Genomic DNA, 22,747 nt, shown 5'->3' on the forward strand with positions numbered 1-22,747 from the left:
CCGGATGCGGGCGAAGGCATCCGGCATTCAATGTGCTGGGGCGGCCTCAAGGGCGGCGGCGCGGTGGCGGGGCAGGGCCAGCAGCGGCAGGGCCCGCCGCACCGCCAACCGCGTCCGCTCGATCAGGGCATCGTTGTGCACGTGGCCGTCGACGAAATCGCGGTCGGTGGCGTAGACGCCCAGCGGCAGGGTGCGCGCCTGGAAGAAGCTGAAGAGCGGGCGCAGCTGATGGTCGATCACCAGCGAATGGCGCTCGCTGCCGCCGGTGGCGGCCAGCAGGATGGGGGTGTCGACCAGTGCGTCCTGGTGGATGAAGTCGAAGAAATGCTTGAACAGCCCGGTGTACGAGCCGCGATAGACCGGCGTGCTCACCACCAGCACATCGGCCTGCTCGACGGCGGCCAACTGGCGTTCCACCGTGTCGGGCAGCTGCGAACGCCAGAGCGCACCCGCCAGCTGCGGGGCCAGCTCGCCCAGTTCAACCAGGTGCTGCTCGCTATGGATGTCCTCGCCCATCAGGTCCAGCAGATGCTCGGCCAGGGCCGCGGCCCTGGAGGGGCGCTGCAATCCGCCGGAAACGGCGACGATTCGAAGGGGGCGGGTAGGTGAAAGCATGACCCGATGCTAGCCACGCCCTTCCATGACGTAAAATGGTATTACTTCACCAATCCATGAGCGGGATTCATCATCATGCTGGAGCGGATCCACCTCAGCATCGTGCAGCAGGTCGAGCAGCAGGGCTCTCTCACCGCTGCCGCCGGCGTACTCAACCTGACCCAGTCGGCCCTGAGCCACAGCATGAAGAAGCTGGAGCAGCAGCTGGGCACCGACGTCTGGCTGCGCGAAGGCCGCAGCTTGCGGCTGACCCAGGCCGGGCAGTACCTGCTGGCGGTTGCCAACCGGGTGCTGCCACAGCTGGACCTGGCCGAGGAGCGGCTGGGCCAGTTCGCACAGGGTGAGCGGGGTGCGCTGCGCATCGGCATGGAATGCCATCCCTGCTACCAGTGGCTGCTGAAGATCGTCTCGCCGTACCTGGCCGCGTGGCCGGACGTGGACGTGGACGTCAAGCAGAAGTTCCAGTTCGGCGGCATTGGTGCACTGTTCGGGTACGAGATCGACCTGCTGGTCACCCCGGACCCGCTGCTGAAGCCGGGCCTGAAGTTCATTCCCGTATTCGACTACGAGCAGGTGCTGGTGGTGGCCAGCAATCATGCGCTGGCCAAGCTCGACCATGTAAAGCCACGCCAGCTCGCCCAGGAAGTGCTGATCAGCTACCCGGTGCCGTTCGAGCGCCTGGACATCTACAACCAGTTCCTGCTGCCGGCCGGCATCACCCCGCGACGGCACAAGGCCATTGAAACCACCGACATCATGATGCAGATGGTGGCCAGCGGTCGTGGCGTGGCCGCCATGCCACGCTGGTTGGTGGAGGAGTATGCCGCGCGCATGGACGTGGTACCGGTGCGCCTCGGTGCGAAGGGCATTCCCAAGCAGATCTATCTGGGTGCGCGCCAGGCCGACACCGGCATCGACTATCTGGAGGCCTTCATCGACCTGGCGCGGAACAGTTCGCCCTTGGCCAGCAGTGCAGGCATGGGCAAGTAATGTCCGCACCTACGTCACTGCGGGCGCAGGCCTTCCTTGATGCGTTTTCGCTGGAGGTAAGCGCCAAGGCCATGCCGGCGCTGGCTGCTGAAGCCGCCCGCATTCCGCGTGGCACGACGATTTCCATTCCCTGGCTGGCCAGCGAGGACGACGACGCACGCCTGGCAGCGGCGCGCAGGGTGCGTGAACTGGGCTTCGAGCCGATGCCGCATCTCCCGGCCCGCCGAATCGGGTCGCGTGCCGCGCTTGAGCGGTTCCTGCAGCGTGCCTCCAGCGAGGCCGGTGTCGCCCAGTACCTGGTGATCGCCGGCGATCTGGCTACGCCCGCCGGCCCATTTGCAGATAGCGCTTCGATCATCCAGACAGGGCTTCTAGAGAGGGGCGGCATCAAGGTCGTCGCCATCGGCGGTCATCCCGAGGGCCATCCGGTGATGGGCAGTGACGAGTGCTGGCAGGTGCTGGATCACAAGTGCCGAGCCATCGAAGCACGCGGCATGGCGCCGATGATCATCACGCAGTTCGCCTTCGATGCCGACGTCGTTCTGGCCTGGTTGGACGCGCTGCGCGCCCGTGGCATCGATGTTCCGGTACTGGTCGGCGTGCCGGGTCCGGCAAGCATCGCGCGGCTGGCACGCTACGCCGCAATGTGCGGGGTGGGTGCCAGTGCATCCATGCTGGCAAAGTACGGCATCTCGATCGGACGACTGCTCGGAACCGCGGGGCCGGAAGTATTCGTGGACCACCTGGTGAGCGGTTTGACTGAGGCCCACGGGTTGGCCAGCCCGCACTTCTTCCCGTTCGGTGGTATTGCCCAATCACTGGACTGGATCAAACGGCATCGGGCGCAGGCGTCGGTTGCCCGCCGCTGACAGGTCAATCATGGCGGCCGGGCAGTTCACGTGGTTGCCCGGTCCCGTCCCGGTCAGCCCTGCCGGTGTCGTATCTCGGACGGGCAGCTGATCAGGCCGGCATTGCTGATGGCCTGGCGCGTACCGCACGCGCGGCACGCAAGCACGGTGCCTCCTCTCACATGCTCCATCTCCTGCTCACCCCAGACGCTGGTTGCGCCGCACGCCGTGCAGGTTGCTTCTATCTGCAGGGCCCGGGCCAGGTCGCCCTCTGCGCCCGGTCTGTAGGTGAGGTCGGTGATCTTGAATATGCCGGTATGACTCATTGGAACGCCGTTGTGGGTCTACTACGGGAAGATATCGATGCAGAGGTGTCGGGCGCGTTGGCGCGGCGTCGAGAAGCGGTGCGGGTCCACTCAGGGGTCAGTCCGCAATGTGAATTCCTCCAACCGCGCACGGCTGACGGACTGATGGTTGCCGCACCCCGGGCAGCTGAGCGAAGCAGCGCCGTTGAGGTCGACAAGCCCATGACCAGGAATGGCCCGGAATTGCCTTGAGCATTTCAGGCAGGAGCAATCAATCCGGGTGACCTGCAGCAGGGTGCCATCCTCACGCGCCACTCCTTCGACGCTGACTACATAGAACTGTCCGATGTCTCGCATGAAGATGAACAATGCCCTGAACGTTTGGGGCGCCCATCATGCCGTCTGGCGTGCCGTACGGCGCAGCCATCGACCGTCCTTATTCTGAAGAATTAAGAATACGCATCACGGCCCGGGCTTGTACCGGATGCTAGAGTGTGAATAGGTGCCGACGTGGCGCCACATTCAAGGCGGATGTCCATGCCCATCAGGGCCGTTGTATACGCAAGCCAGGCCGCCGAAGGTCTTTCGATTGATCGTCTGAAGGCGCTCGTGGCCGATGCTGCAAGGTTCAACAAGCTTGCAGGGGTGACAGGCGTGCTGCTGCACGACGGCACGCGATTCGTGCAGTACTTCGAAGGCCCGGAAGATGGCGTGGCCAGCGTCTACGAGCGCGTGCTGCAATCGGCCAGCCACACGGATGTCGTGGAGCTGGCCCGCGGGCGCGTCTCTACCCGCCAGTTTCCCTATTGGTCGATGCACCAGCTTCCTGCCGATCAGCTTCTGGTCGGCCGACTTGCCAGGGCCGACTGGTCACGCTTCAAGAGAAGCCAGCCCGAGGAAATCGCAGGCTCCGCGTGGGGAATCGATGTGCTTGCTGCGGCGGTAGCGCCCTACGTACACGCCGCTTAGTTTCCGCTTCGGCGGCCACTTGATCGAGGTGTGCAGTGAAATGAAGGCTCTCATCACGCTCATTGCTGCACTGGCTGCGGGCCCGGCGCTTGCCGATGCCCCGCTGCCGCCGCCGGAGAGGTTCACGGCATGCTCCTCCGCGCGGAATCTCTGTGCTGATTCCGATCCGGCCTTGAATTCAACACGGGTAACGCCGCAGGCATCCGGTCAAGAGGCCTGGCTGATACCCGGGTGGCATCGCTGGCTGTTCCCGTCGGACGATGGGGAGTCGGTCGTGGTCGGCTACGAGGGCATGAACCTGGTTCCGGCTGACGTGAGGTTGAGCGAGCCGGTGCTGCTTTTCTACCATCGTGGCCGCTTGGTCCGCACCGTCACCCTGGGTCAACTGTATCGCCGCACATCGCAGCTTCGGCGTACCGTCTCGCACTTCGCCTGGGCGAGTACCATCGGCTTCAATCACTCCAACCAGCTCGTGGTCGAGCTGGTCAATGGAGAGAAGGTGGCGTTTGCTCCCAGAACAGGTGCTCGCGAGCCGGTTCGGCCGGACGGGCGCTGACTGCCCGCCGCTGTCACCGCCCGGATTGATCGGGACGCAACACAGGCGCTGCCGGTTGCAGCCGGGCCTGGATGAATTCCAGCAACGCCCGGACCCGCGCCGTGACCGAATGGCGATGGCTATAGGCTCCAAGCAGTTGCAGCGGCGCAGGTAGCAGATCCAGTTGCACTTCCTGCAGCCGGCCGTCGGCAATGTCGTCCTGGCACGGATGGGCCGCAACGATGGCAAAGCCCAGGCCTTGGCGTGCGCCCGCAACGGCCAACTCCCCACTGTTGACCCGATAGCGGCTGCGCACAGACACCTTCACGATGTTTCCCGTGGCGTCGAGAAACTGCCAGGGCTGCCCCTTCAGGGCACTTGCGGTGGTGATGCAAGGGAAGCGCTTGAGTTCATGCACCCGATGCGGCACGCCAGTCCTGGCCAGCAACGCCGGCGCGGCCACCACAATGCTGGGCAATGTCGCCAGAACACGGGTGATGAACGCACTGTCATCCTGCGGGCCACGGTGGAAGAACAGGGAGAGATCGATGTCTTCGCGCAGCACTTCCAGGCCGGTCAGGCGCGTGTCGCACTCCAATTCAATGCCGGGGTGGAGACTGCAGAACTCGGCGAGGATGGGCGCGAGCAGCCGTGGCGCTTCGGTCGGAATGCACATCCTCAGAGGACCCTTCAGTTCGCGCTGCACCGCGCCGAGCTCCTCCTCGGTGGACAGCAGGGTATCGAGCAGGGGCTTGGCGCGCGCGTATAGCAAGGTGCCGGCTTCGGTCATGCGCAGGTGGCGGGTACTGCGCTCCAGCAGTCGAACGCCCAGGTTGCGCTCCAGTGAAGCGACATGGCGACTGACGTTGGATGAAGGCAGGGCCAGCAGGCGCGCCGCACCCGAAAAGCTCTGCTCGTCTACAACGGCCACGAACACACGGACGGTGTTCAGGTCGAAACTACTGCGCATGACTATCCCGTCCAAGGTATGAACTTCTCTCACTTCTGCATGCTAGTTGCCAGCATTGGCAGAGTCCAGACTGCACTCCCGCCCCATGGATGCTCCGCAATGGCGTACCCGGGGCTGATAAAAAGGCGTGTTGGAATGGACGTAGGAATCCTGGGTGGCGGCATCGCAGGCCTGAGCGTGGCCCTTGCCCTCCACAAGCAAGGGCACAGCTGCTTCGTATACGAGCGCCGCACCGCACCATCAACCATGGGCGCCGGCGTGACACTCTGGCCCAACGCCGGCTTCGTACTGCAGGAATTCGGGCTGCTGGAGGACATGGGTGCAGTCGGCGGCCGGCCGACATCCGTGCACCGCTGGAATGCAGCGGGTGACCCGCTGGGTGGCCTGGATATCACGTTGCTGGACCAGATCATGGGATACCCGACCCATACGATTCTGCGCAGGGACCTGCAGGCGGTTCTGCTGGATCATGTGATGCGAGCGCGTATCCCGGTGGCGTTCGGGCATTGCGCCGAAACAATTGAGCTGGATGCCAGCGGCAAGGCCGTGGCGCGGTTCAACAATGGGCACAGCATCCGCCCGGATCTGCTGCTCGGCGCGGACGGGCGCATGGATTCGGTGGCGCGCAGGTTCGTCGCGGGGGACAACACGCCGATCTACCAGGGCTTCGTGAACTGGATCGGGGTTGCACAGGGCAGGGCACTGGCAAGCGACATCAGGATCGATGACTACTGGGGTGCCGGGGATCGTTTCGGCTGCGTCGCCGTCCGCGAAGATCGGGTGTATTGGGCGGCCGCGCAGGCGCGCCCACTCCCTGCGGCGTCCCCCGCCGCGGGCATGCACGACGAAGTGAGGTGCTTGTTTGCAGGATGGCCCGAGCCTGTCGACCGCCTCATCGAGGCCACGCCGGCGCACGCCGTCCAGCGGGTCGCCGTGCACGACCTTGAGCCGCTGCACACCTGGAGCCGCGCAAACGTGCTGCTCATTGGGGACGCAGCCCATGCGCCGCTGCCAACATCGGGGCAGGGAGCATGCCAGGCACTTGAAGACGCCTGGCACCTGGCACGCTGCATTGGCGGGGGCGATGGCTGCCTGGAAGAGGTACTGCTGCGCTTCGCCACCATCCGCGGCCCCAAGACTGCCCGGCTGGCAGAGCAGGGCCGCATGTTCGCGCGCGGCCTGTTCGCCAACGACCCTGAAACCTGTCGTATCCGCAACGAGCGCGCCAGGGCATCCGACCCAATGCGCGACGCGCTGGCCATGGCGGCAGGATGGTCGCAGGGCCTGCCGATGGCCGACCGCGTTGAAAGGCTGGCGGCAAACAGTGCAGGCAGCATGTATCGCCTATGAAAGTTGGGAATCACCCATGGCCTGACCGCGCCATCCCCCACCTTCACCCCGCAGCAGCGAGAATGCACCATTGGGCGCGCTTCGACGCGCGCCGTTCACTGCCCGCAGGATCGCGAAGATGTCCAAGCCCCCCTTTGGTGAATCGTCATGTGCCGCCGCTGCCAGCGGTTGCGTCGAGGTGCGCGGTGCGCGAGAGCATAATCTCAAGAATGTCGACGTCTCCATCCCGCGCAATGCACTGGTGGTGTTCTCCGGGGTATCCGGTTCCGGCAAGTCTTCGCTGGCCTTCGGCACCGTCTTCGCCGAGGCGCAGCGGCGCTACTTTGAATCCGTTGCGCCCTACGCGCGGCGCTTGATCGACCAGGCCGGCGTGCCCGATGTGGACGCCATCGACGGGCTGCCACCGGCAGTGGCGTTGCAGCAGCAGCACGGCGCGAGCAATGCACGTTCATCGGTGGGCAGTGTCACCACGCTGTCCAGCCTGGTGCGCATGATGTATTCGCGTGCAGGTGCATACCCGGCCAACCAGCCGATGCTGTACGCCGAGGACTTCTCGCCCAACACGCCGCAGGGCGCCTGCAGCACCTGCCACGGGCTTGGGCATGTGTACGAGGTGACCGAAGCGCTGATGGTTCCGGACCCGTCGCTGAGCATCCGCGAGCGCGCCATCGCTTCCTGGCCGCCAGCCTGGCATGGCCAGAACCTGCGCGACATCCTGGTCACGCTCGGCTACGACATCGACGTGCCGTGGAAGAAGCTGCCGAAGAAGGACCGGGAGTGGATCCTGTTCACCGAGGAAACACCCACCGTGCCGGTCTATGCCGGCTTCACGCCGGCCGAGACCCGGGCCGCACTCAAGCGGAAGCTCGAGCCGAGTTACATGGGCACGTATACCGGCGCGCGCCGCTATGTGCTGCAGACCTTTGCCAATACCCAGAGCGCGTTGATGCGCAAGCGGGTTTCCCGCTACATGGAAGGCAAGCTGTGCCCGGCCTGCCACGGAAAGCGACTGAAGCCGGAAGCGCTCTCGATCACCTTCGCGGGCGTGGATATCGGCGAGTTCATGCGGCTGCCCCTGGATCAATTGGCGGATCTGCTGGAGCCCATCGCGCAAGGTGACTTCAGCGCGCACAGCCGGGGCGAACCCACCAGCAGGAACGCCACGCGCCGCGACCGCAACCAGCGTGCGGCCAGCGGGCGCGCCGTCCATGCTGCGGCCCCGGATGTCCGCCTGACTTCGGCCCTTTCGGAAGAGAAGCGGCTGGCTGCACAGCGACTGGCGGCTGGGGTCATGGCGCGTGTACGGCAGCTGCGTGAGCTGGGCCTGGGCTATCTCTCGCTGGACCGCGCCACGCCAACGCTGTCCGCCGGCGAACTGCAGCGCCTGCGGCTGGCCACCCAGCTCAGCTCGCTGCTGTTCGGTGTGCTGTACGTGCTCGACGAGCCTTCGGCTGGCCTGCACCCGGCCGACAGCCAGGCGCTGTACGACGCGCTGGATCGGCTGCGTGATGGCGGCAACTCGGTGTTCGTTGTGGAGCACGATCTGGAGCTGATGCGCCGCGCGCAGTGGCTGGTGGACGTGGGGCCGGAGGCCGGCGAACGGGGAGGGCGCGTGCTTTACAGCGGCGAGCCCGACGGCCTGCGCCAGGTGCAGGATTCGCGCACGGCCCAGTATCTGTTCGACCGGGTGCCGGCACCCGCCAGCCGCCAGCGCAGCGCAAGGCATTGGCTGGAACTGCAGGGCATCCATCGCCACAACCTACAGGGCGTGGACGCCCAGGTGCCGTTGGGGTTGCTGACGGCAGTGACCGGCATTTCCGGCTCGGGCAAGTCCAGCCTGATGGCGCAGGCACTGCCGGAGCTGATGCTGCTGCATCTGGGGCACGAACCCGCGGACGATGGTGCCGAGGCATCGCCGACCGACGGGCCGACGGTGATCGAAACCACCCGAGGCCAACTGGCCGGGGATGTGGACGCCATCCAACGCGTGGTGCAGGTGGACCAGAAGCCGATCGGCCGCACGCCACGCTCCAACCTGGCCACCTATACCGGGCTGTTCGATCACGTTCGCAAGCTGTTCGCGGCGACGCCGGCCGCACGTCGTCGCCGGTTCGATGCGGGCCGTTTCTCGTTCAACGTGGCCAAGGGCCGATGCGAGACCTGCGAAGGCGAGGGTTTCGTGAGCGTCGAACTGCTGTTCATGCCCAGTGTCTACGCCCCATGCCCCACCTGCCACGGCGCGCGTTACAACGAAGCCACGCTGAAGGTGCTGTGGAATGACCGCAACATCGCCGAGGTCCTGCAGATGACGGTGGACCAGGCGCATGCGTTCTTCAGCGGGGAGGAGCCCATCGCCCGACCGCTGCAGCTGCTGCAGGAAATCGGCCTGGGTTACCTGCGGCTGGGCCAGCCGGCCACCGAGCTTTCAGGGGGCGAGGCCCAGCGCATCAAGCTGGCCACCGAACTGCAGCGCAGCCAGCGCGGGCGCACGCTCTACGTGCTGGACGAACCCACCACCGGCCTGCATGCCTCCGATGCGGACAGGCTGCTGGTACAGCTGCAGCGGCTGGTCGAGGCAGGAAACACCGTGGTCATGATCGAGCATGACATGCGTGCGGTCGCGCAGGCCGACTGGGTGATCGACGTCGGCCCGGGCGCAGGTGGCGCGGGCGGCACCATCGTGGCGAAGGGAACGCCGCATCAGGTGGCGCGTGCCAAGGGCAGCCGGACGGCGCCGTTTCTGGCGCGCGAGCTGGCGCCTCTGTAGGGCCGAGCCATGCCCGGCCATCACTTTCCGCCAGATCTCGGGTCCGCCGGTCCATCAAACGATGTTCAGCTCTCCCCGCGCCACTGGCTCATCAACATCTGAAGAAAGCGTTCCGCAGTAGGCGAGAGCAGGGCGCCTCGGCGACGGACGATCCCGATCGTGCGCGACACCACAGGGTTGCCTATCGAGCGCGTCACCAGGGTGGGATGATCCCCGTCCGGCGTCGCCATTTTCGGCAGAACAGAAACGCCGATGCCGGCCTCGACCATGCCCAGTGACGTCGACAGGTGGGTCACTTCGTAGTGCCAGCTCAGTTTGAGGTTCTCGCGCGCCAGGGCGCCGTCCAGCAGCGTGCGATTGCCGCTGGTGCGATGCACGGTGATCAGCTGATGCTCGGCCAGGTCGGCCCACTCCACCTTGCGCTTGCGGGCCAGCGGGTGGTCGCGTCGGCAGGCCAGCACGAACGGGTCTTCGGCCAGTACGTCGAAATCGAGATTCGGATCGTTGGCGCCCATGAAGTTGATGCCGAACTCGACTTCGCCACGTTCCACCGCCTGCAGGCCCTCGGTCGCCGGGATATCCAGGATCCGGAAGCGGACGTTGGGATGCGCTTCGTGGAAACGCGCCATCACGCTGGGCAGGAAGTAGAACGCCGCCGTCGGCAGGCACGCGATGGTGACGGTAGCGCCGCGGGTGTCTTCGCGGCCGCGCAGTGAGAACAGTGATCCATCGAATTCCTCCAGCATGCGACGCACCAGCGGCAGCAGGTTCTCACCGACGGCAGTGGTGCTGACGCTGCGCGTGGTCCGCTCCAGCAGCGGCGAACCCACGGCCTGCTCCAGCTTCTGGATCCGGCGGCTGAGTGCCGGCTGGGAGACATGCAGGATCTCCGCCGCCCGATGAAAGCTGCGCGTCTCTGATACCAGCAGGAACGCGCGTAGATCGAGAATTTCGCAATTGATGCTCATCAGGTATCAATCATCCAAAAATCAGCAATTCACAGATTAATTGGGGTCATGCCAGTATCGAATCACAGAGGGGTCATTCATCCCCTATACGCATCAATCTAGCACACGTATGTCCAACGATCTGCTCAGCATTCCCTGCGTACTCATGCGCGGCGGCACCTCCAAGGGCCCGTTCTTCCTGGCCAGCGACCTTCCGGCGAACACCGCCGAACGCGATCGCCTGCTGTTGGAAGTGATGGGGTCGGGTCATCCGCTGCAGATCGACGGCATCGGTGGTGGCAACGCGCTGACCAGCAAGGTGGCCATCATCGACCGATCGAGCCGGGCAGATGCCGACGTGGACTATCTGTTCGCCCAGGTAAGGGTGGAGCAGCAGGTCGTGGACACGTCTCCCAACTGCGGCAACATGCTGGCGGCGGTGGGCCCGTATGCCATCGAGCGGGGGCTGGTGCAGGCTCAGGATCCGCAGACCGAGGTGCGCATCCACAACGTCAATACCGGCAAGCTGATCATCGCGACGGTGGAAACGCCTGGCGGCAATGTGGTCTACCGCGGTGATACGCGCATTGCCGGTGCGCCGGGCTCGGCCTCGCCGGTCAGGCTCTCTTTCCTTGATGCCGCGGGCGCCCGCACCGGCAAGCTGCTGCCCAGCGGGCACGCGCAGGAGTCCATCGATGGCGTCCCGGTCAGCCTGGTGGACTGCGCCATGCCGATGATGCTGGTGCGTGCCGAGGACCTGGGCGTACGGGGTGATGCTTCGCCCGCCGAACTGAACGCGGACGCGACGTTCATGCGCCGGCTGGAAGCGCTGCGCATCCAGGCAGGTGCCCGCATGGGCATCGCCGACGCCGGCAACAAGGTCATTCCCAAGCCGGTGCTGCTGTCGGCGCCGCAACAGGGGGGCGATCTGCAGGTGCGCTATTTCATGCCGCACCAATGCCACACCGCACTGGCCATCACCGGCGCGGTCGGCCTGGCCACCGCCGCCGTCACGCCGGGCACGCTGGCCCACACTTTGGTCGGATGCCTGTCCGTTCCCGGCAGCATTACCCTCGAACATCCGAGCGGGGCCCTGGAGGTGAGTCTCAGTCGCATTTCGGACGATACGCCGGTGATTGCCAGCGTGGTGCGCACCGCACGCCGACTGTTCGACGGTCGGGTATATGCAACGTCGCCCGCGCACGCCACGGCCAGTACCACCCAAGACCGCCAATGGACGTCAGCGGCATGATCTGAAACCGGCTGGGTCGGCACAGGCGTGCCTGCCCCGCCACCACAACGTAGATGCTTCACTCCTGGGAGGGATGATGTACAAGCAGTTCCTGATGGCCGCGCTGTGCGCGGCCGGCCTGGCCGCGGCCGGGTGCAGCAACAGCGGCCGCGCCGAAGGTGCGACCACAGGCAGCGCTGACAACGCACCGGTGCGCATCAGCGTCGGCTCCTACAACCTCAACAACCTGCCGTTCTTCATCGCCGACGCCAAGGGCTATTTCAAGGATGTCGGTCTCGAAGTGAAGACCGAGAACTTCGCCCAGGGCGGCTCCAAGGTACTGCAGGCGCTGGTGGCCAATTCCACAGATGTGGCCGTCGGCTTCTACGACCACACCATCCAGATGCAGGCCAAGGGCAAGGACGTCGTCGCCTTCGTGCTGCTCTCGCGCAATTCCGGGCTGGTGATGGCCGGCCGTGAGGATGCCACCTTCGATCCGGCCCGGCCGGAAACCATCAAGGGCCAGAAGGTCGGGATCACCGCGCCGGGCTCCTCGTCAGACTTCTTCGTCCGTCACTTCCTCGCCCAGCATGATATTCCGGCCGACAGCATCTCGCTGATCGGCGTCGGCTCCGGCGCCGCAGCGGTTGCCGCCCTGGAGCAGGGCAAGATCGACCTGCTGGTCAACTACGACCCGGCTGCCACCCTGATCACCGAGCGCAAGGTCGGCAGGATCCTCCTCGACGCGCGCAGCGACGACGGCGCCCGCCAGGTCTATGGTGGCCTGTACCCGACCTCGGTGATGTATGCCAACCAGAGCTTCCTGGACAAGCGCCCCGAAGCGGCCGAGAAGATCGCCCGTGCCGAGCAGATGGCATTGAAGTTCATCGCCGACAACAGTGCCGAAGAGATCGTTGCCGCGCTGCCGGACAGCTACGTCTCCGGCGATCGCGCCACCTATGCCCGCGCGGTGGAGAACGCGCGCGCGATCTTTACCCGGTACGGTCACTTCACGCCGGCCGACCTGGAAACCCCACTGAAGGTGCTGCGCGAGTTCAACACGGATGTGGCCAAGGCCAACATCGATCTGTCCAGGACCTACACCAATGCCTTCGTCGAGCGTGCCAACGCTGCGGCGCCGGCGGCCCAACCGTAAGCGGAGGTAACCCCATGGCCCTCAATGCCACCGTGCGCCAGTTCAATGGCGCACCGCAGCTGGAGCCTGCACAGACCATGGTCGCCATCAACAAGGTGACCATGTCCTTCGGCGAATTCACCGCCGTGCGTGATGTCGACATCCAGGTGGGTGACGGCGAGTTCCTTGCCATCGTCGGCCCGACCGGCTGCGGCAAGAGCACCATCCTCAATTCCGTGGCGGGTCTGCTGAAGCCGTCTTCCGGGCAGGTCAGCATCGACGGCCGCGCCGTCAGCGGCGTGCAGGAGTCGGTCGGCTACCTGTTCCAGCAGGATGCGCTGCTGCCGTGGAAGACGGCTTACCAGAATGTTGAACTCGGCCTGCGCTTCCGCGGCGTGCCCGAAGCCGAACGCAAGGCCAAGGCCAACGCGTGGTTGGCCAAGGTCGGCCTGGCCGGTTTCGAGCACCGCTACCCGCACCAGCTGTCCGGTGGCCAGCGCAAGCGGGTGCAGATGGCGCAGGCGCTGATCGTCGAGCCGAAGGTGATCCTGATGGATGAACCGTTCTCGGCGCTGGACATCCACACCCGGCACCTGATGCAGAACGAGCTGCTGCGTCTGTGGCAGGAGGACCGGCGCTCGGTGATCCTGATCACCCATGACCTGGAAGAAGCGATCGCCCTGGGGGATCGCGTGGTGGTGCTGTCCTCCGGCCCGGCCAGCCGTGTCGTGCGCAGTTTCGACGTGGATCTGGAACGGCCGCGCAACGTGGCCGAGATCAAGCTGGATGACCGTTTCACCGACCTGTACCGCGACATCTGGGCCTGCCTGCGCGGCGAAGTGGAGAAGAGCTATGCACGCCAAGACTGACAAATTCATCCAGCTGGCCCTGGTAGTCGCCGTTTTCGGCGGCTGGGAAGGCGGTATCGCGCTGGGCGTGATCGATCCGTTCTTCTTCCCTTCGCCGACGGCGATCGTGCAGCAGGCCTGGACCTGGCTGTCCGATACGTCCTTCTACCAGCACGTCTACATCACCCTCACCGAAACCGCGCTGGGCTACATCATCGGCACCGGTCTGGGTGTGGCTGGCGGCGTGTGGCTGGGCCTGAGCCGACGCTCGGCGCGCATCCTCGATCCCTTCATCAAAGGCTTCAACGCAATTCCGCGCGTAGTGCTGGCGCCGATTTTCGTGTTGTGGCTGGGGCTGGGCCTGTGGTCGAAGGTGGCGCTGGCGGTCACCCTGGTGTTCTTCACCACGTTCTTCAATGCCATGCAGGGCGTGCGCGAGGTGAATCCGGTGGTGCTGGCCAATGCCCGCATCCTGGGCGCAAGCCGCAGCGACCTGCTGCGCCATGTCTACTTCCCCGCAGCAGCCAGCTGGATCCTGTCCTCGCTGCGCACCTCGGTGGGCTTCGCGGTGGTCGGCGCGATCATCGGTGAGTACCTCGGGGCCTCGGCGGGCCTGGGTTACCTGATCGCGCAGGCCGAGGGCAACTTCAATGCCGTGGGCGTGTTCGCCGGCATCATCATCCTGGCCGCCTTCGTGCTGGTCATCGACGCCCTGCTGGACGTGGTCGAGAACAAGCTGATCACCTGGCGTCCCAACGCCCAGGCACAGGCCACCAGCTGAACCGGCCGCGCTGAGCCGGCCTGCCGCCGCCGGACCGATCCGGCGGCGCGCACTCCTTCCCCCGATCTTCCCCCGCACCACCGCAACAGGCCAGCGCCGGGCCAGGGGGCCGGCTGGCCGGAGAGAGAGCCCATGAATCATTCCACCGTGCTGCCGCTGGCAGCGCTGTCGGTCGCGCTCGGCCTGCTGTTGGCCAGCGGTCACGCAGGCGCCCAGTCTACTTCGCCCCCGCCCGCACCACTGAGCCAGGCCGAACTGTCACACCTGGTGCAGCAGCAGGCGTTGCAGATCCAGCAACTGGAAGCTCGCCTCCGCGCCGTGGAGGGCGGGCAGGGCACTGCGGCCGCAACGCCCACGCCGCCCGCACCTGCGCTGGAGACGCGGGTGGCCGCACTGGAATCGGGACAGTCCAAGCTGCCCAAGGTCTCCTGGGCCAAGGGCGCACCGGAGTTCAGCAGTGCCGACGGCAATACGGTGTTCCGTCCCCGCGGCCGCCTGTTCGTCGATGCCTCAAGTACTGACGGTTCCGCGGTCGCCGAACGCAATGTTTCGGGTACCGAGATCCGTTCGGTGCGCCTGGGGGCAGAGGGACGCTACGGAACCCTGGGCTGGGTGGTGGAGGGTGACTTCGCCGACAACGCGGTGGCCTGGAAGTCGGTCTACGCCACGCTGGACCACACCCTGTTCGGCCTGCCGGCCGATCTCACGATGGGCAACCGCTTGAACGATCGCGGTATCGATGGCTCCAGCAGCACCTCCAACACGCCGTTCCAGGAACGCAACGTGGTCGGCACGTTGATGCTGCCGCAGCGCGGCCTGTTTGGTGTCGGGCTGACCGAGCGCGTGCATGGAAAGGGGTGGCACGCCAGCCTGTCGGTGTCCGGCAACGACCTCAACAACGCCGGCACCGACAACGACAGCCAGACCTGGGCCACGCGCGTCCACTGGAATCCGCTGGACACCGCTGACGCCACGGTGCATCTGGGCGCATGGGCCTTCCACGAGAAGATTCCCGCTGGGGCCAGCGGCGTGGTGCGCAGTTCGGCCATCGCAGGGCATTTCAACGATCTGGTCAAGATCGCGCCGGGCACACTGCTGGGTGCCGAGCGCAGCACCGCCTACGGTGCGGAACTGGCCGGCTTCTTCGGCCCGGCGTGGGCAACCGGCGAGTGGGGTACGCGAAGCCTGCGCGGGGCCGATGCCAGCGGGCGCTATGGTCGCGACCACGAGGCGTGGGCGATCTCGGCCGGCTGGTTCCTGGCGGGCGCGCTGCCGTCCTACTCGGGCAAGGCCGGCACGTGGGGCAAGGTGAAGGTGGCCGATCCGGTGACGCGCGGCGGCAGCGGTGCGTGGGAGCTGAAGGGCCGCTATGAGGACGTGGACTATGCCGAACTGCCCAGTGGCGGTACCGGCCACGCGTGGACACTGGGCGCGAACTGGTACCTCAACGATTTCAGCCGGGTGATGTTCGAAGCCGTGCGTTGGCAGACCCGCCACCGCAGCGGCAGTGCCGCGGGCAGGGATGAAGGCACCACCTTCAATACCCGGCTGCAGTTGGCCTTCTAGAGCCGGGCCGCCGCCTGCATTCTGGTCACAGCAGCAACAGCGCAGCGATGAGTGCAGGCGGCATCACCAGCGCGCCGACGCGCAGGAAGTCGAGCGCGCTGACATGCTCGCCTTCGCGACGCAACGCCACCAGCCACAGCATGGTGGCCAACGAGCCGGTCACCGACAGGTTCGGCCCAAGGTCCACGCCGATCAGCAGCGCGGCACGGGTCTGTGCGGGCAGTTCAGCCATCTGGCCCAGCGAACCGGCCGCAAGGCCCACCGGCAGATTGTTGGCCACGTTGCTGAGCAGTGCGGCCGCGCCACCTGCCAGCCAGCTGGCCTGCTGCGGTGACGTCTTCGCCAGCGCCTGCAGCGCGCTGGCCGCAGTCTGGATGACGCCGGTCTGCGCTACCGCTTCCACCAGCACGAAAAGCCCGGCCACCAGCGGCAGCACGCCCCAGGCTACGTGGCGCAGCAGCGGTAGCGGGCTGCGGCGCTGGCGAACCACCACCGCCGCCACGCTCAGGGCACCGGCGCAGAACGTGGCCAGGCCCAGCGGCCCGTCAAGTGCAGAGGTCACCAGCAGCACGCTGCCGGTGAACAGCACACCCAGCGCACTCAGGCGCCCGCCCTCGGTCAGCGGGCGATGCTGCGGCGCGGCCACCAGCGGCTGTGCGATCTCGCGCCGGTGCACCCAGCGCAGCACAAGATAGGTCGCACCGATCGCAGCCAGCGAGGGCAGTGCGAACTGCGCCAGCCACTGCAGCAGCGGTGGCATGTGCTGGCCGTAGACCACCAGGTTGGCCGGGTTGGAGATGGGCAACACGAAGCTGGCCGCATTGGCGATGAAGGCACAGACGAACAGGTAGGGCAGGGGATTGGCGCGGGCCGCCTTGCAGGCCGCGTAGACCGCCGGGGTCAACACCACGGCTGTCGCATCATTGGAAAGAAACACCGTTACCAGCGTGCCGACCAGGAACACCAGGTCGAACAGGCGCCGCCCCGAGCCGCCCGCATGCCGCACCGCATACAGCGCCAGCCAGTCGAACAGCCCTTCGCGGCGGGCGAGCTCGGCCAGCACCATCATGCCGACCAGGAAAAGGTAGACGTCGCGGCCTTCGGCGACTGCGTGCCAGGTGGTGCCGAACGACACGGTGCCGCTGAGCGGAAGCAACGCGGCCGCGCCGAGCGCCCACACGTACTCCGGGATGCGGAACGGGCGGAACAGCAGGCCGACAGTGGCAACGGCCACCGCCATCCAGATGATGAGCGAAGAATGGGAAGCGAGCATGGAGTGGGGCGTGCGCGGTGCCGTCCATCGACCCCGCCGCCGGTTCCCCGGCGTATGTGATCGGCGTGCAGGCGCCCGCTGCGATCAGTGCAAGTGCCGGGGTTGCAGCATCATACCGTGCCGGCTGCCCAGCGAATGCCCTGGCGCGGCGCGGTCCGTGACGGCCGCGCCAAGGCATTCAACACGGCGCCTACTGCGTCGCGCACTCCACCTTGCGATCGAACTCGGTGCCCAGTACGACAGAGGTGATCGCAAGCGTTGTGCCCTTTCCGGCGCGCAGTGCAAACGGTACGCTCAAGCGGCTCATGTCTGCCCCGGCCTTGGCCAGGCATTTGAGGGGAACGCCCAACCTGAGCCACTCATTCCGCGGCGCTGCCGACAGCGCAGGGCCCAGCGCAACCTCGGCAGAACACGCCGCCCCGCAGGCGGTACCCAGTGTCACTGCGGATGCCGCAGGGAGCTGCTCGACACGCACGGTCGCTACCACGGAGAGCTCGCCGTTGGTCTCGCGCGACCAGTCCAGCGGAGTATTGGCCTGCAAGGCCACCGTGGCCGGCGCCCGGAAACTGAACTGGCGTGCGCCCTCCTGCACATCGGTGTTGATCGCGACCATCGCCAGTGACTGGTCGGCAGTGGTTGCATTGGGATGCACGACATCGGTCGATTCGCCATTGGCGGCAGTCAGGCGAAGCATCAGGCCGGTGCCGGCCACACCACGCTCGAACAGGGTGCCGCTACCCGCGGCGTCCGGATCAATGCCGGGGTCCTCGGAAAGCGCAGGTAGATTTCCCTTGTCGGCATAGGTCAGGCCGTATCCGAAGGCGAACTGCGGGTCGTAGTCCTTCTGCCCCACGTTGTTCTCGTACTGGTTGGCGCGGCGTGGCCAGGAGTAGCTCAGCTTTCCGCGGAAGTCGTGTTGCACGCGCCCATCGCCGCCGCGCAGCAGCACATCGGCCACGCCCCCACCTTCCGAGCCCGGCAGCCACGCAGCCACGAAGGCATCGGCGGCGTTGATTTCGCGGTTCAGCCACAGCGGGCGCCCACTCAGGAACACCCCCACGACCGGAATGCCGTCTGCCTTCAGGCGTCGCATCAGCTCCAGGTCTCCGGACTTGCCGTTCTTGAACATCAGGTTGGGCAAGTCGCCCTGAAATTCGGCGTAGGGATCTTCGCCAAACACCACGATGGCTACATCGGGGCGATTGCGGTAACGGCCATCGATGGCCAGTTCGGCCTGGCCGCCGCCCGACTTGACCTGTGCCTGCAGACCTTCCCAGATCGTTTCCGCATTCGGGAAGTCCTCGCGACGCGTGCCGTCGCCCTGCCAGCTGAGCGTCCAGCCGCCCGCCTGACGGCTCATGTCGTTGGCGCCATCGCCCGCAACCAATACCCGCTGTTTCGGCGAGAGTGGCAGCAGCTGGTTCTGGTTCTTGAGCAGCACCAGCGATTCACGCACGGCCTGCCGCGCCACCTGGCGATGCGCCGGCGCCCCGAGCAGCTCGAACTTGCCGCCCAATGCGCGCTCGGAGGGCTTGGGCTTGTCGAACAGGCCCATGCGCATCTTCACCCGCAGGATGCGGCGGACGGCATCGTCCAGCCGCGCCTCCGGCAGGGTGCCGTCCTTCACGTGGGCCAGCGTGCTCTCATACATCCCCTTCCAGCTGTCCGGTGCCATGGCCATGTCCAGGCCGGCGACGTAGGTCTTCGCGCAGTCGGTGTTGCTGCAGCCCTTGATCTGGCCATGGCCGTTCCAGTCACCGACCACGAAGCCGCCGAAACCCATCCGGCCCTTCAGCACATCGGTCAACAGTGGCTTGTGCCCGTGCATCTTCTCGCCATGGAAGCTGTTGAACGACGCCATCACCGACTGCGCGCCCGCATTGATCGCCGGCAGGTATCCAGCGGCATGGATGTCACGCAATGCGGCCTCGCTGACCGTGGTGTTGCCCTGGTCCTTGCCGTTGCCCGTGCCGCCATCGCCGAGGAAATGCTTGACCGTGGTCATCACGTGGTGGTCGTCGAGGAAGTCCGCGGCCCCCGCCTTGCCCTGCAGGCCCTCGACGAAGGCCCCTGCATAGCTGGCCACCAGTGCCGGATCTTCCGAGTAGCCCTCGTACGTGCGCCCCCAGCGGTCGTCCTGCGGGACGGCCACGGTCGGCGCGAAGGTCCATTCCATGCCGGTCACGCGGGTTTCGGCCGCGGTGATCCTTGCGATCTCGCGCAGCAATTCCGGGTTGCGCGCTGCGCCCAGGCCGATGTTGTGCGGGAACAGAGTGGCACCCACCACGTTGCTCTGGCCATGCATCGCATCAATGCCCCAGACGATGGGAATGGCCTTGCCACCGTTGCGCGTGTCCATCGAGGCTTCCCAGAACGCGTCGGCCAGCGCAAGCCATTCGGCGGGCTTTGCGTTGTAGCGGCCACCTGGGTCGGATGCGCCGCCTGCCAGTATTGAACCCAATCGATATCTGCGCACGTCATCGGGCGTGATGCTGGCGATATCACCCTGCACGATCTGGCCGACCTTTTCTTCCAGCGTCATTGATGCGATCAGCGCGTCGATGCGTCGTTCCATGGCCGGATCGTCGGCCAGCGGCCAGGTTGCCCTGGGCCAGTGCGCGGGCGTGATGGTGCCTGCGTCGTTCACCGGGGCAGGGGCCGCACCGGCCGCAGGTACCAGCGCCATGGCAAGCGCCGCAGCCAGCATCAGGCGGTGGGGACGGAACACGGGGTTGCGCTTCGCACGATCGGAATGACGGATGTTCATCGGAACAATCATCTCGGAAGGGTGGCTTGGGTGGGCTCGGCGGCCGGAAAGCAACCTGACAGCGTTGTCAGTCAAAACCGAGCATACCCAGCCCGTGGGACGAATGCTTGCTGCACAGCGGCATGGGATTTGAGGATAAAGTTGCATCTGTATCCACATCCCGTGGTGCAGGATTCCGGTAAAGATGGTGAGGCTATGACGGGCAGAGGGCGGGGGATGCCGGGAGCTGAGCAGGTGCTCGCAGGCAGGCCGGGACGCGTGCGGATCGAGGATGTCGCGGCAACGGCCGGGGTCTCGATGAAGACCGTCTCGCGGGTGCTCAACAACGAGCCGAACGTCTCCAAGAGCACCCGGGCCCGGGTGGAGGCGGCGGTGGAAAAACTGCGCTACCGCCCCTTGCCCTCGGCACGGGTCCTCGCTGGCCGGCGCTCCTACCTCATTGCGATGCTCTTCGATAACCCGTCCTCGAACTATCTGATGGAGATCGAGATGGGGGTGCTGGACGCGTGCATGGAACAGCACTACAACCTGATGCTCGCTCCGCTGATCTACGATGCGGCCGATATCGTGGAAAAGGTCGAGTCATTGATCATGCAGTCGCAGCTCGACGGCGTGGTGCTGACGCCGCCGCTGACAGACGACACCGCCCTGCTGGAACGCCTGGTCGACCTGGGCATCCCGTATTCCAGCATTTCGGCGAAGGAACAGAACCGGAACGTGGGCGTCGTCGTGGATGAAATCGGCGCGGTGGTGGCGCTGATCGCACACCTGGCCTCGCTGGGCCATACCCGTATCGCCCATATCAAGGGACACGCCGCGCATGGCGCAAGCATGTGGCGCCTGGCAGGCTATCGCGAAGGCCTGCGCAGGGCAGGCCTGCGCTACGACCCCAGCCTGGTCCTGGAAGGCGAGTTCTCATACGAATCCGGCTACATCGGCGCCAACGCGCTGCTTGATCGGCCTGATCGGCCGACCGCCATCTTCGCCGCCAACGACGATATGGCGGCAGGCGTCATCTGTGCGGTGTTCGAACACGGCCTAACGGTGCCATCCGACATCTCGGTCTGCGGTTTCGATGACACGCCGATCGCCCGCCAGATCTATCCGGCACTGACCACCGTCTGCCAGCCCACCCGTGAGATGGGCCGGCGCGCGGCCATGGAGCTGATCAAGGAAGTGCGCGAGCTCGGCAGCGGTGGCGTGGTCGATATTGCTTATGCCTTGCAGGTCCGGCGATCCACGGGACCGGCCCGTCACGATTGAACGCAGGCGCGATGGCGTGCCGACGCGGCCGGCACGCCATGCTGGCAGGCAGGGGCGCGGCTCAGTGGCCGCCTTCGGTGGCCAATCGCTCCAGATCCACGCCCTGGCGACGCAGCGTACGGCCGGCCGCCCACGCGTAGAACGCCAGATAGCAGAAACACAGCACGCCAATGATGAAGCTGTAGTGCACGCCGACCTTGTCGGCCAGTGCCCCCTGCGCCCAACTGACGATGCCGCCGCCCATGATCATCATGATCAGCAGGCTGCTTGCCTGGTTGGTGTGGCGGCCCAGGCCCGTGATTGCCAGGGTGAAAATGCAGGGCCACATCGTGCTGCAGAACAGCCCCACACTGATGAAGGCGATCACACTGGTCATCCCGGTGGTGAACATGCCGACCAGCTGCGCCCCGATGCCACACACGGCAAAGTACAGCAGCATGCGCGATGGATTGCCCTTGCTGGCCAGGGTGGCGATGATCATCAGGGCGATCACCGGTGCGTAGTGGAAGAACTGTGCGGAGTTGTGGCCAGAGATCGCGTTGACGGCAAGGTAGATCGCAAATGCAATGAACGGCAACACCAGCATCAGCAGCCTCTGCGCGCCTGCGCGCACGTCGAAGGCTCCGGCGGCCCCTCCCCAGCGACCGATCATCAGGCTGGCCCAGTACAGCGACACGAACGGGGCGATCACGGAGGTTTCCAGGCCTAGACCACCCTTGCTCAGGGGTTGCTCAAGGTAGGCTGGAAGATTGTCGATGGTCGACACCTCCACGCCGACGTAGAGGAAGATCGCGATCATGCCCATCGCCAGCTGCGGGTAGGAGAGCGCAGATCCGCGATCAGCCTGGTGATTCGTCCCGGTCGCAGCTGCGGGGACCGTGGCGCGCAGCTCGACATGATTGGGCACGCTCGAGAACCGCAGCAGTACGGCGACCAGTACGAAGGCGGCGCCCAGCACCAGGTATGGGGTCTTTACGCTCTCGATGCTCGCCTCTGTGTTGCCCGCTGACACGCTGCCAAAGATGGCAATGCTCACCAGCAGTGGGCCTACCGTTGCGCCCAGGTTGTTGACACCGCCGGCCATGGTCAGGCGCTGCGATCCGGTGGCCGGATCACCCATGATCACCGCCAGCGTATTGGCTGCGATCTGCTGGAGCGAGAAGCCCAGGCCCACGATGAACAGGCCGGACAGCATCAGTGCAAACGAGCCGGTATTGGCCGCCGGATAGAAGAGCAGGGCACCGAGTGCCGACACCAGCAGGCCAAGGCAGATACCGTTGCGATAGCCCACCCGATGCAGCAGGTCGTTGCCGATGGCGCGGGAGATGGCGATGTAGATCAGCGAACCGGCGGTGTAGGCAACGTAGAACGCCATCGCCACGTACATGCTCTGCGCCTGGCTGAGATGGAACGCTTTCTTGAACACCGGAATGAGGATGCCGTTGCTTGCAGCGACGAAACCCCAGAAGAAAAAGACGGTGATGAGTACACCGAACTGCGACCAGCGGGTTGTGTGTTTCATGATTCTCGTGTCATCACGGACAGGACGACGCCCCGTGCGTTGTCGCACAGGGCAGGACGTGGTGA

19 protein-coding genes are annotated in these 22,747 nt (G+C 65.7%); 12 read left to right on the forward strand and 7 right to left on the reverse strand.

Going from position 1 to position 22,747, the window contains the following annotated elements:
• Positions 1 to 27: 27 nt before the first annotated feature.
• Positions 28 to 615 (reverse strand): FMN reductase, encoded by a 588-nt coding sequence (msuE, locus tag AASM09_RS10735; RefSeq protein WP_049430790.1) that lies wholly within the window; start codon positions 613 to 615, stop codon positions 28 to 30.
• A 75-nt stretch (positions 616 to 690) separates the two neighbouring features.
• Between msuE and AASM09_RS10740 the strand changes: the two genes are divergently transcribed.
• Together AASM09_RS10740 and AASM09_RS10745 are read left to right on the forward strand one after the other, a co-directional pair.
• A complete protein-coding gene (locus AASM09_RS10740) occupies positions 691 to 1,605 on the forward strand; it encodes a LysR family transcriptional regulator (protein WP_049430788.1) in 915 nt (304 codons plus the stop codon).
• A complete protein-coding gene (locus tag AASM09_RS10745; RefSeq protein ID WP_049430785.1) occupies positions 1,605 to 2,474 on the forward strand; it encodes a methylenetetrahydrofolate reductase in 870 nt (289 codons plus the stop codon). Before AASM09_RS10740 ends, AASM09_RS10745 begins: the two co-directional genes overlap by 1 nt.
• 53 nt (positions 2,475 to 2,527) lie before the next feature.
• On the opposite strand, the gene AASM09_RS10750 is transcribed toward AASM09_RS10745, so the two are convergent.
• Positions 2,528 to 2,779 (reverse strand): hypothetical protein, encoded by a 252-nt coding sequence (locus AASM09_RS10750; protein WP_049430784.1) that lies wholly within the window; start codon positions 2,777 to 2,779, stop codon positions 2,528 to 2,530.
• 516 nt (positions 2,780 to 3,295) lie between these two features.
• Here AASM09_RS10750 and AASM09_RS10755 point away from each other — a divergent pair.
• Together AASM09_RS10755 and AASM09_RS10760 are read left to right on the forward strand one after the other, a co-directional pair.
• Positions 3,296 to 3,727 carry a BLUF domain-containing protein gene (locus tag AASM09_RS10755; protein ID WP_049430846.1) on the forward strand — a complete coding sequence of 144 codons (432 nt, stop codon included), beginning with the start codon at positions 3,296 to 3,298 and terminating at the stop codon, positions 3,725 to 3,727.
• A gap of 40 nt (positions 3,728 to 3,767) precedes the next feature.
• Positions 3,768 to 4,283: a hypothetical protein gene (locus AASM09_RS10760; protein WP_049430781.1), complete on the forward strand. Its 516-nt coding sequence runs from the start codon at positions 3,768 to 3,770 to the stop codon at positions 4,281 to 4,283.
• Positions 4,284 to 4,296: 13 nt separating this feature from the next.
• On the opposite strand, the gene AASM09_RS10765 is transcribed toward AASM09_RS10760, so the two are convergent.
• Positions 4,297 to 5,247: a LysR family transcriptional regulator gene (locus tag AASM09_RS10765; RefSeq protein WP_238378711.1), complete on the reverse strand. Its 951-nt coding sequence runs from the start codon at positions 5,245 to 5,247 to the stop codon at positions 4,297 to 4,299.
• Positions 5,248 to 5,367: 120 nt separating this feature from the next.
• Here AASM09_RS10765 and AASM09_RS10770 point away from each other — a divergent pair, with 120 nt between their 5' ends.
• Together AASM09_RS10770 and AASM09_RS10775 are read left to right on the forward strand one after the other, a co-directional pair.
• Positions 5,368 to 6,582: an FAD-dependent oxidoreductase gene (locus AASM09_RS10770; protein WP_049430775.1), complete on the forward strand. Its 1,215-nt coding sequence runs from the start codon at positions 5,368 to 5,370 to the stop codon at positions 6,580 to 6,582.
• A 118-nt stretch (positions 6,583 to 6,700) separates the two neighbouring features.
• Positions 6,701 to 9,349, forward strand: a complete 2,649-nt coding sequence (locus tag AASM09_RS10775; protein WP_049430772.1) for an excinuclease ABC subunit UvrA — start codon at positions 6,701 to 6,703, stop codon at positions 9,347 to 9,349.
• A gap of 65 nt (positions 9,350 to 9,414) precedes the next feature.
• Here AASM09_RS10775 and AASM09_RS10780 read toward each other — a convergent pair whose 3' ends face one another.
• Positions 9,415 to 10,317, reverse strand: coding sequence for a LysR family transcriptional regulator (locus tag AASM09_RS10780; protein ID WP_049430770.1), 903 nt, complete (start codon positions 10,315 to 10,317; stop codon positions 9,415 to 9,417).
• A gap of 109 nt (positions 10,318 to 10,426) precedes the next feature.
• Here AASM09_RS10780 and AASM09_RS10785 point away from each other — a divergent pair, with 109 nt between their 5' ends.
• The 5 genes from AASM09_RS10785 to AASM09_RS10805 all read left to right on the forward strand — a co-directional run bounded on the left by AASM09_RS10785 (position 10,427) and on the right by AASM09_RS10805 (position 15,857).
• Complete coding sequence (locus tag AASM09_RS10785) at positions 10,427 to 11,548, forward strand: 4-oxalomesaconate tautomerase (protein WP_049430768.1); 1,122 nt, start codon at positions 10,427 to 10,429, stop codon at positions 11,546 to 11,548.
• A gap of 76 nt (positions 11,549 to 11,624) precedes the next feature.
• Positions 11,625 to 12,683, forward strand: a complete 1,059-nt coding sequence (locus tag AASM09_RS10790) for an ABC transporter substrate-binding protein (RefSeq protein WP_049430767.1) — start codon at positions 11,625 to 11,627, stop codon at positions 12,681 to 12,683.
• A 14-nt stretch (positions 12,684 to 12,697) separates the two neighbouring features.
• Positions 12,698 to 13,531: an ABC transporter ATP-binding protein gene (locus AASM09_RS10795; RefSeq protein WP_014647218.1), complete on the forward strand. Its 834-nt coding sequence runs from the start codon at positions 12,698 to 12,700 to the stop codon at positions 13,529 to 13,531.
• Entirely contained in the window at positions 13,515 to 14,291 is a 777-nt protein-coding gene (locus AASM09_RS10800) for an ABC transporter permease (protein ID WP_005409726.1), read from the forward strand. The genes AASM09_RS10795 and AASM09_RS10800 overlap by 17 nt, the downstream gene beginning before the upstream one ends.
• Positions 14,292 to 14,423: 132 nt before the next feature.
• Complete coding sequence (locus tag AASM09_RS10805) at positions 14,424 to 15,857, forward strand: OprO/OprP family phosphate-selective porin (RefSeq protein WP_049430764.1); 1,434 nt, start codon at positions 14,424 to 14,426, stop codon at positions 15,855 to 15,857.
• A 25-nt stretch (positions 15,858 to 15,882) separates the two neighbouring features.
• Here the strand turns inward: AASM09_RS10805 and AASM09_RS10810 are convergent, their stop codons facing one another.
• Both AASM09_RS10810 and AASM09_RS10815 read right to left on the reverse strand, forming a co-directional pair.
• On the reverse strand, positions 15,883 to 17,130 hold the full coding sequence (locus AASM09_RS10810; protein ID WP_049430762.1) for an arsenic transporter: 1,248 nt from the start codon (positions 17,128 to 17,130) through the stop codon (positions 15,883 to 15,885).
• Between the two features lie 190 nt (positions 17,131 to 17,320).
• Positions 17,321 to 19,897 carry a glycoside hydrolase family 3 protein gene (locus AASM09_RS10815; protein ID WP_100443851.1) on the reverse strand — a complete coding sequence of 859 codons (2,577 nt, stop codon included), beginning with the start codon at positions 19,895 to 19,897 and terminating at the stop codon, positions 17,321 to 17,323.
• Between the two features lie 216 nt (positions 19,898 to 20,113).
• On the opposite strand from AASM09_RS10815, the gene AASM09_RS10820 reads away from it, so the two are divergent.
• Positions 20,114 to 21,160, forward strand: coding sequence for a LacI family DNA-binding transcriptional regulator (locus AASM09_RS10820; RefSeq protein ID WP_049430759.1), 1,047 nt, complete (start codon positions 20,114 to 20,116; stop codon positions 21,158 to 21,160).
• A 61-nt stretch (positions 21,161 to 21,221) separates the two neighbouring features.
• Here the strand turns inward: AASM09_RS10820 and AASM09_RS10825 are convergent, their stop codons facing one another.
• On the reverse strand, positions 21,222 to 22,682 hold the full coding sequence (locus tag AASM09_RS10825; protein ID WP_049430757.1) for an MFS transporter: 1,461 nt from the start codon (positions 22,680 to 22,682) through the stop codon (positions 21,222 to 21,224).
• Positions 22,683 to 22,747 lie beyond the last annotated feature (65 nt).

Origin of the sequence: Stenotrophomonas maltophilia (assembly GCF_039555535.1) — a bacterium.
In the GTDB taxonomy this organism is placed as follows: domain Bacteria; phylum Pseudomonadota; class Gammaproteobacteria; order Xanthomonadales; family Xanthomonadaceae; genus Stenotrophomonas; species Stenotrophomonas maltophilia_Q.